This window comes from Petrotoga sp. DB-2 (assembly GCF_054051725.1).
On the sequence record NZ_JBSVZD010000009.1, the window covers coordinates 48,704 to 61,098 of the forward strand.

At 34.8% G+C, this 12,395-nt stretch carries 14 protein-coding genes; 12 read left to right on the forward strand and 2 right to left on the reverse strand.

Annotated features, from left to right (window positions below):
* The first annotated feature begins 32 nt into the window (after positions 1-32).
* From ACW9JY_RS04850 to mgsA, 5 genes are all read left to right on the forward strand, one after another.
* Positions 33-635, forward strand: coding sequence for a septum site-determining protein MinC (locus ACW9JY_RS04850; RefSeq protein WP_103077641.1), 603 nt, complete (start codon positions 33-35; stop codon positions 633-635).
* Between the two features lie 91 nt (positions 636-726).
* Positions 727-1,767, forward strand: a complete 1,041-nt coding sequence (locus ACW9JY_RS04855; protein WP_457283578.1) for a M28 family peptidase — start codon at positions 727-729, stop codon at positions 1,765-1,767.
* Positions 1,764-2,786 (forward strand): M42 family metallopeptidase, encoded by a 1,023-nt coding sequence (locus ACW9JY_RS04860; RefSeq protein WP_457283579.1) that lies wholly within the window; start codon positions 1,764-1,766, stop codon positions 2,784-2,786. Before ACW9JY_RS04855 ends, ACW9JY_RS04860 begins: the two co-directional genes overlap by 4 nt.
* Positions 2,787-2,803: 17 nt before the next feature.
* Complete coding sequence (locus ACW9JY_RS04865; protein WP_457283580.1) at positions 2,804-3,808, forward strand: M42 family metallopeptidase; 1,005 nt, start codon at positions 2,804-2,806, stop codon at positions 3,806-3,808.
* 32 nt (positions 3,809-3,840) lie between these two features.
* Entirely contained in the window at positions 3,841-4,221 is a 381-nt protein-coding gene (gene mgsA, locus ACW9JY_RS04870; RefSeq protein WP_103077645.1) for a methylglyoxal synthase, read from the forward strand.
* On the opposite strand, the gene ACW9JY_RS04875 is transcribed toward mgsA, so the two are convergent.
* Together ACW9JY_RS04875 and ACW9JY_RS04880 are read right to left on the reverse strand one after the other, a co-directional pair.
* Entirely contained in the window at positions 4,218-4,667 is a 450-nt protein-coding gene (locus ACW9JY_RS04875) for a hypothetical protein (protein WP_457283581.1), read from the reverse strand. The genes mgsA and ACW9JY_RS04875 overlap by 4 nt on opposite strands.
* 68 nt (positions 4,668-4,735) lie before the next feature.
* Entirely contained in the window at positions 4,736-5,053 is a 318-nt protein-coding gene (locus tag ACW9JY_RS04880; RefSeq protein WP_169925209.1) for a helix-turn-helix domain-containing protein, read from the reverse strand.
* 249 nt (positions 5,054-5,302) lie between these two features.
* Here ACW9JY_RS04880 and ACW9JY_RS04885 point away from each other — a divergent pair, with 249 nt between their 5' ends.
* From ACW9JY_RS04885 to ACW9JY_RS04915, 7 genes are all read left to right on the forward strand, one after another.
* Entirely contained in the window at positions 5,303-5,965 is a 663-nt protein-coding gene (locus ACW9JY_RS04885) for an ABC transporter permease (RefSeq protein ID WP_457283582.1), read from the forward strand.
* Between the two features lie 27 nt (positions 5,966-5,992).
* The gene (locus ACW9JY_RS04890) at positions 5,993-7,096 is read left to right on the forward strand and encodes an ABC transporter ATP-binding protein (protein WP_103077648.1); all 1,104 of its coding nucleotides are present in this window, start codon (positions 5,993-5,995) and stop codon (positions 7,094-7,096) included.
* A gap of 15 nt (positions 7,097-7,111) precedes the next feature.
* The gene (locus ACW9JY_RS04895) at positions 7,112-7,762 is read left to right on the forward strand and encodes an ABC transporter permease (protein WP_457283583.1); all 651 of its coding nucleotides are present in this window, start codon (positions 7,112-7,114) and stop codon (positions 7,760-7,762) included.
* Positions 7,763-7,783: 21 nt separating this feature from the next.
* Complete coding sequence (locus ACW9JY_RS04900) at positions 7,784-8,677, forward strand: glycine betaine ABC transporter substrate-binding protein (protein WP_457283587.1); 894 nt, start codon at positions 7,784-7,786, stop codon at positions 8,675-8,677.
* A gap of 180 nt (positions 8,678-8,857) precedes the next feature.
* Positions 8,858-9,742 carry a glycine betaine ABC transporter substrate-binding protein gene (locus tag ACW9JY_RS04905; protein ID WP_457283584.1) on the forward strand — a complete coding sequence of 295 codons (885 nt, stop codon included), beginning with the start codon at positions 8,858-8,860 and terminating at the stop codon, positions 9,740-9,742.
* 82 nt (positions 9,743-9,824) lie between these two features.
* Positions 9,825-11,282 (forward strand): asparagine synthase-related protein, encoded by a 1,458-nt coding sequence (locus ACW9JY_RS04910; RefSeq protein ID WP_457283585.1) that lies wholly within the window; start codon positions 9,825-9,827, stop codon positions 11,280-11,282.
* 131 nt (positions 11,283-11,413) lie between these two features.
* Positions 11,414-12,307 (forward strand): ABC transporter substrate-binding protein, encoded by an 894-nt coding sequence (locus tag ACW9JY_RS04915; protein ID WP_457283588.1) that lies wholly within the window; start codon positions 11,414-11,416, stop codon positions 12,305-12,307.
* The last annotated feature ends 88 nt before the right edge of the window (positions 12,308-12,395 follow it).

A 12,395-nucleotide genomic window follows, 5' to 3' on the forward strand; every position in this document is an offset into this window, starting at 1 on the left:
TTGATTTAAAAATTGTATTAGGGGGGGTTTAGATGGATGAACCCGTATATGCAAAAATTATGGACGGAGACATAATCTTTTATTTTTCGAAAGGGAACACGCAAAAAGATCTTTTTGAACATTTTAAAAAAGAACTTGTTAAGATGAAAAGTTTTTTTAACATTGGAGATAGTTTTTACGTATATTTCGAAGACGGTTCTCAGCATAATCTATTAAATAGAATCGTAAAATTCGCCAACAGTCTTGAATTGAACGTTGCGGGAGCCTATTTTGGAAAGCTTCCCGAAGGAAAAGTAGGAAACAAAGAGTTAACCCTTTCGAGTACCCAAATTTATAGAAAACATTTGAGATCCGGCCAAGTAATACAAAATCCTGGAGACATCATAGTTTTTGGAAATGTAAACCAAGGTGCAGAAGTTAACGCGGGTGGAAGTATTATAATATTTGGAAAGGTATTTGGAACTTTAAGAGCAGGAATTACCAACAAAAAAAATGCTTTCATTATAGCCTACGAATTAAATTCACCATTAGTAGAAATCTCGGGTATCCCTTTCTTTAACTATGAATGGCCAAAGTCACCCGTTTCTATAAGGATAGAAGAAAATAAAGCATTGGTTGAACCCGTTGAACTGTAAAAAGATAGTGGAGCAAAGGAACATTAAATCAATTTTTTTTAATTTTTAAAACAGTATTTATGCTGTGTGAAAACCAAAAAGGAGGTTATGAATGGATACTTCTATTTTACTAAAAAATTTATCCAATACGTTTGGGGTGTCTTCTTTTGAAAATTATACCTTTCCTTTGATTGAAAAAGAATTAAAAAACATTTCACCAGATGTAAAATCAGAAAAAGTAGGAATAGGTAATTTAGTGGCAACTTATGGAAATGAAAGTCCCAAAATTGCCTTTTTTGCTCATGTAGACGAAATTGGAATAGTTATATCAAAAATAGTTGATGAACATTTCGCTCGTATTTCTCCCGTTGGCGGAGTCGATCCAAGAACCTTGGTAGGAAAAAGGGTTCTTTTTAAAACAAATGACTCGGAAAAAACTGGTGTAATAGGGTTTTTAGCCCCTCACCTTCAAAAAAAAGAAGACAGAGAAAAATCTCCCTCCTTTGATGAGCTTTTCGTCGATTTTTCAATTTCAGGGGGAACAAGTAATATCAACGTTGGCGATATGGGCGTTATACAAGTCCAGGCTGTTGAACTTGAAAACGGGAAGATATCAAATAAGTCTTTAGACAACAGAGTCGGTGCTGCGGTACTTATTAAGTCGTTAGAGTATCTACAAAATCTTAAATTTGAAGGGCAATTGATGTTATCTTTTAACAAAGGTGAGGAAGTGGGATTAGTTGGAGCACAAGGTAGTGTCTACCATCTAAAACCAGATTTTGCCATAGTAATTGATGTAACCTTTGGCGAAAAACTACCGGAAAATGTCGAGCCTATCAAGATCGGTGAAGGGCCAGTTATAGGTATAGGTACCACCGTTACAAGAAGTGTTTTCGAAGAACTAACAAAAACTGCAAAAAATAACAATATCAAATACCAAATAGAAACTTTTACTAGAGGCAGTGGCACCGAAGCAGATGTAGTACAAATATCTTCTACCGGAGTAAAAACAGGTGTTGTTTCAGTTCCAATCCTTAACATGCATTCTCCCAACGAGGTTGTAGATGTAAAAGATGTGGAAGAAAGCGCAAAATTATTATCTCTCTTTGCTTTAAACACTAGTTTAACTTGGAAAGGACGTCGAAAATCATGAGGAAGTATTTAAAGGACTTAACCAATCTTGCTGGAATATCTTCAAGAGAAGAAAAAATAAAAGAGTACATCAAGTCAAATGTTGCTAACAAGGTCGATGAAATTACCGAAGACAACATGGGGAACCTAATTTGTTTAATTAAAGGTAAAGATTCCTCCAAAAAATTAATGCTCGATGCACACATGGACGAAGTTGGTTTTATGATCACCAGAATAAATGAAGACGGTACTTTTGGCATATCTCCCGTTGGGGGAGTTGACCCAAGGGTAGTAAAAAGTCAGAGATTAAAAATCGAAGAAAAAATATCTGCTGTTGTCAATTCTACACCTATTCACTTAGAAAAAGAAACCGACAAAGTTGAGCAGTATGAAAGTATAAGGGTCTACGCTGGATTTTCCAACAAAGAGGAAGCATCTAAAAAGGTCCATTTGGGCGATATGGTTACATTTGATACTACTTATTATGAGGAAAATAACTATGCTGTAGCCAAAGCCTTTGATGATAGGGTTGGATGTTCTATTATGATGGATATAATTGACTATTTTTTTGAGAACAGCGAGAAACCTCTTTACGACACATACTTCAATTTTGCTACTCAGGAAGAAACAGGGCTGAGAGGTACAGGAACTGCAGCTTCAAAAATACATCCAAATTTCGCTATTGTATTAGAAGGTACAACTGCTGGGGACAACCCTGAAAACACCCCGGATAAATGGGCAACTCATATCGGAAATGGGCCGGTCTTAACATTCATGCATAGCGGTTTAGTACTTAACAAAGAGATCTTTGAAAAAATTGTAGATACTGCAAAGAAATTAGGGATTAAATTCCAATACAAAATGCGAACGGCAGGAGGAACAGATGCGGCTAGGCTCGCAAAGACTCTTTATGGAATTCCAGCAGGGGTAATATCTGTACCTTGCCGATACATACATTCTCCACAATCTATAATGAATTTACAAGATTATGAAAATACCTACCAATTGGTAAAACAACTAGTTGTTAACACACCATTTTAAGAGAGGTGGCAAAAAAATTGAAAGAGCTAATAAAAAAAATTACGGAACTTTATGGACCAAGTGGAAGAGAAGATCAAGTGAGAGATTTTATAAAAGAACAGATCAAAGATCATGTAGATGATATTAAAACAGATAAGCTAGGAAATCTTATCGCTACAAAAAAAGGCAACTCTGGAAAAACCATACTATTTGACGCTCACATGGATGAAATAGGGGTTGTTGTTACGCACATTTTAGACAAAGGCTTTCTAAAAGTAGAACAAGTTGGGGGCCAAAACCCTGTAAATTTAATTGGTTCCAGGTTGATTTTTAATGGAAGAATAGGGGTTGTAGGGGTTGAGGGAGAAAGTGAAAAAGAATTAAAAGATAATTATAAGAACTTATCTTTGGACAATATATTTGTTGACATAGGCGTATCTTCAAAAGAAGAAGCGGAAAAAATTGCCCCTATAGGCACGTTTGGAACTTTCGCTGAAGGTTTTGTCGATTATGGTAATTATTGTATGTCAAAAGCGATGGATGACAGGATAGGATGCGCCATTTTAATAGAAACTATCAAAAATATGAAAGATAATCAACACACCGTTTTATTTGCTTTTACAGTCCAAGAAGAAGTAGGTTTGGTCGGTTCTTTTGTTTCGGCTTTTGATTACGAAGTCAACAGAGCAATAGCTATAGATGTCACGGATTCCTTGGATACTCCAAAGGCTCTTAAAAGAATGAGCATGGCCTTGGGAAAAGGACCTTGTATTAAAATAAAAGACAATCTTTCTGTAAGTGACAGAGAAGTTGTGGAATGGATAAAAAATGCTGCTTTGGCAAACAACATACCGTATCAGTTCGAGGTATTAACCTTTGGAGGAACAAATGCCGCAGGCTATCAAAGAACCAAATCTGGAATCCCTAGTGGTACTATTTCTATTCCTACTAGATACATACATTCACCTCACGAGATGTTATCCTATAGCGATGTTGAAAACACGGTGAAACTGTTGAACACACTCAGTAAAACCAATTTTTAGGAACTTATTTTTCACGTTAGAGGAGGAAGATTATGGTCAATGTAGCTTTAATAGCCCACGATAAAAAGAAGTTAGACCTTGCACTCTTTGCCAAAGAATGGAAGGATGTATTTAAAAATTGCAAACTTTATGCTACAAAAACCACAGGAAAGATTTTAAAAGAAAAGGTTGGTTTAGAGATACAAACTTTTGAATCTGGACCATTGGGAGGAGACTTACAAATAGGTGCTCTTGCTGTTGGTGGAAAAATAGATTTTGTGATTTTTTTAAGGGATCCGTTGACTGCCCAACCCCATGAACCTGATGTATCCGCTGTTTTACGGATTTGCGATGTACACAATATTCCACTTGCTACTAATTTAGCATCCGCTGAAGCAATAGTTCTCGAAATTCAAAAAAAGCTTAATAATTAATACTTATTATCTTGAAGATCAATACGTTGATTACCCGTACTTAAAGGTAGTACAATATTTGGCAATGATGTCTTCATTAAAATTTCGTTTAAATAAATTCTAAGATAGGGCCAAAGTACACTATCTACAAAATTTTTAAGGAAATACTTTTCGGCCCTTTTGTTTTTTGAAAAACTTTTGAAATCCATATCCGTTTCGAAAATCACTCTGAAGGTTAAAACGTAATAAGCTATTCTATTTTTTTCTCCTTCTAAAAAAATCCTATAAGTAACTATTAAGTTTAAGTTTCTCTTTTTTTGTTCATATACATATCCTCTTTTAATCGATATTTCAGCAATTTTTTCAACTACTTCTTTGCTTGTTCTCTCGAAAAATTCACTTTCCAAAAAAATATTCTTTAGAATTATATCTTTCAATATGTTTATTTTTTTATCATTATTTTTCACAAAAACTCCTCCTAAACTCTATAGATTATTGTTTTTAGAAATTCTAAAACTTTATATATAGCGCCTTTTTATAATTTTAAGTGAAATATTTTTTCAAAATTATCATTCTTAGAAAACTCATCTCTATTTATCTCTTTATTATCTCTAGTCTCAAAATATAATTTAATACTCCCATCCAGCACTTCTGCCAATCTTTGCAAAAACAAAAATGTTGGATTGTAGTTTCCTTTTTCAAATTTAGAAATTATCGCCTGCGTTGTTCCCATCCGCTCAGCTAGATCTTTTTGTGTAATTCCCATTTGTAACCTTCTTTTTTTAATCTCATACACCAAGTCTAATAAAGCTTTCTTATCTATAGCTTCCCATTTCTTCTCATTTTCATTCAAAGTTTTCACCTCCAACATGATTATAATTAATAAATTATTATTATACAACCTTTTCAGGACCCCTTATTTTGTCTTCGAAAACATTTTATTAGCAAACTAATTATATTATAAAATATCTTAAAAGATTTTTAGTGTTGTTTTTTTACTTAATTGTAACCTATTTATATTTTAAAAAGATTAATAATGTGTTATAATATTTATTACGATGATGAACAAACTAATTTACAATAAGAAGAAGGGAGTGAAACAGTGGAATTTTTCGAATATATTTCTAGTAGTTCAAATATCATAATTAGAGAGTTTCTAAATCACTTGAAAATCATAGGTTTATCTTTGCCTTTTTCTATAGGTATAGGAGTACCAACAGGAATTTTCATATCAAGGCATCCTAAAGCCGCAAACATAGTTATTTACATTGCCAGTATTCTAATGACTATCCCAAGTTTAGCCCTTTTTGGGATTATGGTTGTGATTTTGTCTCCTTTTGGAGCTGGCTTAGGGGTTACACCTGCCGTGATTGCTTTGATTATATACTCTTTACTTCCGATTATAAGAAATACATTGGTAGCTATTCAATCTCTTGACCCACGAATGATAGAGGCTGCACGAGGGATGGGAATGACTGAATCCCAAATATTATTCAAAATCCGTTTACCTTTATCGATCCCTACTATAATGTCCGGGGTAAGAAATGCAGTAGTAATGGGAGTTGGAGTTGCTACTTTAGGATATTTTGTAGCTTCGGGAGGATTAGGATACTTTATTTTTGCTGGATTAAGTAGGTCAAGGTATCCAATGGTAATAACAGGGGTAATATTGGTTTCAATTTTGGGTGTTTTGGCTAATTATCTTTTACTAAAGTTTGAAGATGTAATTACTCCCAAAGGTCTTAAAATAAAAGATAATGAATAAGATAAAAATCATAGGAGGAACATTGACATGGCGATAAAATTAGTTAATCTCACAAAAAAGTATGGTGATTTCACCGCTGTTAATAATTTAAATATCGAATTTGAAGACAATAAATTAACTATTTTAATAGGTCCATCTGGATGTGGAAAAACAACTACCTTAAAGATGATCAATCGTTTGATTGAAAGAACATCAGGCGATATCCTCTTCAATGGAAAATCGATAGATGATATAAATCCCATACAATTAAGAAGAAGTATAGGTTACGTTATACAAGAAATTGGATTATTCCCTCATATGACTGTATTTGATAACATTGCTGTAGTTCCAAGGCTTTTAAAATGGCCTGAAGAAAAAATAAAAAAGAGGGTATACGATCTATTAGATTTAGTAAATCTTGATCCAGATACTAACGCTTATAAGTTTCCAGCACAACTATCTGGAGGCCAAAGACAAAGAGTAGGAGTAGCAAGGGGACTTGCAGCCGATCCGGACATATTGCTCATGGATGAACCATTTGGTGCAATAGATCCTATCAATAGAGAAACTTTGCAAGATGCATTTCTTGAAATTCAAGAGAAGATCAAAAAGACTATTATATTTGTTACGCATGACATAAGGGAAGCTATAAAATTGGGTGACAAAATTGCAATTTTCAAAGATGGTGAATTAGTACAGTACGACGAGACACAAAATATTGTTCAAAACCCAAAAAATGATTTTGTAAAGGACATATTAGGGGAAGATAGTCAATTCAAAGCTTTGGAATTTGTTAAGGTGAGCGAAGGATTGTACAAAGATATGCAAGTCTTTAAAATTGATGAGGACCTGTCAAAAATTAAAAATGCTATACAGAGTAAGTATCCTATCACAATATTTATTGATCAAAATAACAATTATAAAGGTTTTATAGAAACTAAAAGATTGAACAGAATTAATGATTCATCTAAATTGCAAAGCTCTTTGAAAAAAGATTACGTTACCGCAAAATCAAGCCTTTATGAAGCCTTAAACAAAATATTAAGTTCTTCAAGTACAAATATCCCTGTGGTTACTGACAAACAAAAGGTAATAGGCGTGATCAACTTAAAAGCTATATTTGAACAAATGTCAAGTAATGAAGAGGTTTGATGAGAGGAGGATAACATGGAATTTTTTACATACGTTGCTGAAAATCTTGGTTATATGGGAATAAAGGCTTTGGAACATCTTTATTTGTTCGCAAGTTCGTGGGCAATTGCTATCGTTGTCGGAATGGCAATAGGAATCTATGTTACCCGCCCAGGAAGAGAGAAAAGCGGAAGAATAGCCCTTTCAATAACAGGAATAGCCCAAGCCGTCCCAAGTATTGCTGTTATTGCTCTCGTTTTTTTATTCATGGGAATCGGTCCTGCCCCTGCAATTTTCGCTTTATTTTTATACAGTATAGTGCCTATAACTTTTAACACCGCATCAGGGCTTTTCGGCATCGATAAAGGTATGATTGAAGCAGCAAGAGGAATGGGGATGACTAACAGGCAAATCTTGTGGCAAGTAGAAATCCCAAACGCTGTACCTACTATTTTCTCAGGAATAAGAAATGCAGCGATAATAAATTTAGGAACAGCTACAATTGCATCAGCCATAGGTGCTGGAGGATTGGGAGAATTGATTTTTATAGGTCTTGGGACCTTCAAATTCGAGATGATATTAGCTGGAGCTATTCCAGTATCTATAATGGCCGTTTTAATTGATTTCGCGCTTGCAACAATACAAAACAGAATGACTTCGGAAGGTATTAAGTTACAAAATGAATAGTGAAAAAATTTTTAAATGGAGGTGTTAACGTTGAAAAAATTGGCAGTACTTATGTTAGTTGTAGTATTTTCTTTAACTGCACTATTTGGTGCAACTTTAACCGTAGGTGCAAAAAATTTCACTGAACAGTATGTCCTTGGAAACTTAGCTTCACTGCTACTTGAAGAGAACGGTTTTAACGTTGTTGAAAGGTTTGGCCTTAGTTCTCTTGTCGCAAGGCAAGGTTTGACAACAGGTCAGATTGATCTATATCCAGATTACACTGGAACCGCGTGGGTAACTTACCTAGGTCAAGAAGAATTAATCACTGATCCAGATGAACTTTTAGAAAAAGTTAGAAAATTAGACGCTGAAAATGGAGTTGTTTGGCTTGATAGAATAAACGCTAACAATACTTATGCCCTTGCTATTCGTCAAGAAGATTACGAAAAATATGGTTTCGAAACCCTTTCTGACTTAGTCGCTTACTGGAACGAACATCCAAAAGAGTTTGTGGTAGGAGTCGGCTATGAATTTTATGAAAGACCAGATGGCTTCTTTGCCTTCGCTGAACACTATGGTTTAGATATTCCTGAATCTCAAGTATCAACCATGCAACTCGGATTAACCTACGAGGCAATTGCAAATAATAAGATAGATATCGCTATGGTTTTTGCTACCGATCCAAAAATTTTAAGATACAACCTACATGTACTAGAAGACGATAAAAACTTCTGGCCTTATTATCACATTTCTTTCGCAGTGAGAAAAGATACACTTGATAAATACCCTGAAATTGAGGAAATTTTAAGACCTCTCACACTGTACTTAAACCAAGACATTTTAATAAGGCTAAACTACAGAGTAGATGTTGAGGGTCTTGAACCAGAAGTCGTTGCAAGAGAATATTTAGAAGGATTAGGTTTGATAGATTAAACGATCTAATATTCAATTTCACAAATAAGGGTGAAGGGTATCTCTTCACCCTTATTATTTGATAAAAAGAACCATTTGCTAATGGTATTGGTGTATCTAATATCATAAAAGACATTTCACAACAAAAAGTCTCAGACTTTGAAAATGAGAACAGTAAAACTTAGTTATGGAGGTATTTTGATGAAAAAAACGATCTTACTGTTGTTAATAATGGTATTTACTTTAAGTACATTTTTTGGTGCAACTTTAACTGTAGGTATAAGATACTTCACAGAACATTATATCCTTGGAAACCTAGCTGCACTGCTACTCGAAGAACATGGTTTTAACGTTGTTAAAAGGGATGGCCTTCATGCTCTCCCCTCTAGAGAAGGGTTAATAACGGGTCAGATCGATGTACTTGCAGAGTACACTGGAACCGCGTGGGCAACTTACCTAGGCCAAGAAGAAATGATTACCGATCCAGATGAACTTTTCAAAAAAGTCAAAGAACTAGACGCTAAAAATGGGGTCGTTTGGCTTGATAGAATAAACGTTAACAATACTTATGCCCTTGCTATTCGTCAAGAAGATTACGAAAAATATGGTTTCGAAACCCTTTCTGACTTAGTCGCTTACTGGAACGAACATCCAACTGAGTTTGTGGCAGGAGTCGACCACGAATTCTATGAAAGACCTGATGGCTTCTTTGCCTTTGCTGAGCACTATGGTTTAGATATTCCTGATTCTCAAGTATTAACTATGCAAACCGGATTAACTTACGAAGCACTTTCAAACAATAAAATAGACATCGCTATGGTTTTTACTACCGATCCACAAATTTTAAAATACAACCTACATGTACTAGAAGACGATAAAAACTTCTGGCCTTATTACCATATCTCTTTTATAGTTAGAAAAGATGTACTTGATAAATACCCTGAAATTGAGGAGATTTTAAGACCTCTCACACTGTACCTAAACGAAGACATTTTAATAAGGCTAAACTACAGAGTAGATGTTGAGGGTCTTGAACCAGAAGTCGTTGCAAGAGAATATTTAGAAGGATTAGGTTTAATAGATTAAACGATCTAATATTCAATTTCACAAACAAGGGTGAAGGGTACCTCTTCACCCTTATAATTTAAAGAAAAAGGAGGATTAATTTGTGGCAGGTATTGCCGGAACAACAGCTAAAGACAATAAAATTGTTAACAAAATATTGAACAGAATTCAACACCGAGGTCCAAAATCAACATGGGTAGAAGAAGGAGAAAAAGCAACTATAGGTTGCTGCTTGCTTCCATCTGAGGAAACAGCAAAAGAGCGGGTCTTTACAAAAGAAGGAAACGGTATTTCTGTTTTAGATGGGCATCTTTTTGACGAAGATAATTTACATCTTGAAGCGCCATCATTAATACTCGAAAATTATAGAAAATTTGGGAAAAAATTTGCAAGCTATTTAGATGGTGATTTTGCTTTTGCAATCGATGACAGAAATGATCTTATTTTAGGCCGTGATCACATCGGTTCTCATCCCCTATATTATGGCTTTTATAATAATGAACTTTATTTTTCCTCGGAAGCAAAAGGTCTTGTTGGTATAGTTAAGGAGATTCAAGAGCTAGAACCTGGACACTTATTTTCATTAAAGGACGGCGTTTTACCTTATTCAACTTTCTCTGAAAGTGTTCCTCACTTTAAAACACCGCAAGATGCCGCTAAAATACTGAAGGAATTATTAGAGAAGGCTGTTAAACGTAATATGTCAGATGGTTGTGTGGATGGAACTTTACTTAGCGGCGGATTGGATAGCAGTATTATCGCTTATACTGCTTCTAAATATCAAAAACCCATCAAAACCTTCACAATAGGCGTTTCTCAAAATGGAGATCTTCCAAGGGCAATAGAAATGGCAGAATTTATTGGTTCTTCCCATTATTGGAAAATTTTTGATAAACAAAAAATTGAAAATATTCTCCCGAAAGCTATTTATCATTTAGAATCCTTCGAAGAATCTTGTGTTCATGGAGCAGTGGCACATTATTTGACAGCGAAATTTGCCCGTGAAAAGGGTGTAAATTGTTTGTTGTGCGGTGAAGGAGCAGATGAGCTTTTAGGAGGTTATCACGAACTAAAGCAAGCAGAGTCAAATCAAGAGATGGATAATTTTTTTGATGATTTAATGTCTAACGCCTACCGTACTGGACTCCAAAGACTCGATAGATCCTTCTCAGCTCATGGAATCGAATATCGCGCTCCTTTTCTTGATAGACGTGTGGTGAATTTTTGTAATCAAATACCAAATGAATGGAAAATTTACGGACCTGAAAAAATTGAAAAATGGATATTAAGAAAAGCTTATGAAAATGATTTGCCTAACAACATTGTAAATCGAAGAAAAGAACCCTTTGCTAATGGTTCTGGTGTATCTGATATCATAAAAGATATTTCACAACAGAAAAGCTCAGAATTTGAAAGGGAGCCAAGTACATTTCAAAATTTAGATATTGATTGGGCGTTTAAATCTCCCGCTGAGTATTATTATTACCGTTTATTTAAAGAATTCTTTCCAGATAAATCTTATGAACGTTTAGTAACCAGATGGAATCCTTTATTAAGATGATGAACAGTGAAGCTATCCCTTAAATATGGTGGGAAGCACTTCTAAGAGAGCGAAGTCCGTTCCTTAGAAGGGTGGGCTGCGGGGCGGAAGGGGCGCTAAAACTGATTGAATGTAAACCTACATTAATGGAGGTGTTAACGTTGAAAAAATTGGCGATATTTGTATTGTTTGTTGTGTTTTCTTTAACTGCGCTTTTTGGTGCAACTTTAACCGTAGGTGCTTCCAATTACACAGAACAGTACCTATTTGGTGAACTTATATCTGCTTTACTTGAAGAAAACGGTTTTAAGATTGATAAAAGATTTGGCTTAAATACATTAGTGAAAAGAACAGGTATGTTGAACGGTCAAATTGATGTTACTGCAGATTACACAGGAACAGCGTGGACAACATACTATCATAAAGAGGAATTGATTTACGACCCAGTAGAATTATACAACCAAGTTAAAAACATAGATAAAGAAAAAGGGTTAGTATGGTTAGATCTAACTAGTATCAACAACTCATATGCCTTGGCCATGAAAAGGGAAAGAGCAGAAAGTTTAGGCATTGATACCATATCCGAACTTGCTGAATATGTAAATGACCATCCTGGAGAATTAAAAATAGCAATTGATTATGAATTCTTCGAAGGCGCAATGAATATCTTCGAAATGGCAGAAGCATATAACATGAACATATCCAAAAATGATGTAAAAACTATGCAGTGGGGTTTAACCTATGAGTCTTTGAATCAAGGAGACGCTGATATAACAATGGTCTTTACCACCGATTCTCAGCTACTGAAATACGACTTAAAGGTTTTGGAAGACGATAAACATTTCTTCCCTTTTTATCATGTAGCTGTTGTGGTGAGAGAAGATACTTTAGAAAAATATCCTGAGATAGCAGAAATTTTAAGACCTTTTGCTATGTACTTAAATCAAGATATAATCATAAGGCTAAATTATTTAGTAGATGTTGAAGGAAAAGAACCAGAGGAAGTTGCAAAGAATTATCTTAAAGGCTTAGGATTGATAGAATAATCTCAGTTATCAATCGGGTAGGAGGTAGATAATTAATTTATCTACCGTCCTCCCACACCACCGTACGTACCGTTCGGTATACGGCGGT

Bases quoted from the DNA above. Each gene is read 5' to 3' on its own strand.
- ACW9JY_RS04850 (WP_103077641.1), top strand. From the start codon at position 33: ATGGATGAACCCGTATATGCAAAAATTATGGACGGAGACATAATCTTT.
- ACW9JY_RS04855 (WP_457283578.1), top strand. From the start codon at position 727: ATGGATACTTCTATTTTACTAAAAAATTTATCCAATACGTTTGGGGTG.
- ACW9JY_RS04860 (WP_457283579.1), top strand. From the start codon at position 1,764: ATGAGGAAGTATTTAAAGGACTTAACCAATCTTGCTGGAATATCTTCA.
- mgsA (WP_103077645.1), top strand. From the start codon at position 3,841: ATGGTCAATGTAGCTTTAATAGCCCACGATAAAAAGAAGTTAGACCTT.
- ACW9JY_RS04890 (WP_103077648.1), top strand. From the start codon at position 5,993: ATGGCGATAAAATTAGTTAATCTCACAAAAAAGTATGGTGATTTCACC.
- ACW9JY_RS04895 (WP_457283583.1), top strand. From the start codon at position 7,112: ATGGAATTTTTTACATACGTTGCTGAAAATCTTGGTTATATGGGAATA.
- ACW9JY_RS04905 (WP_457283584.1), top strand. From the start codon at position 8,858: ATGAAAAAAACGATCTTACTGTTGTTAATAATGGTATTTACTTTAAGT.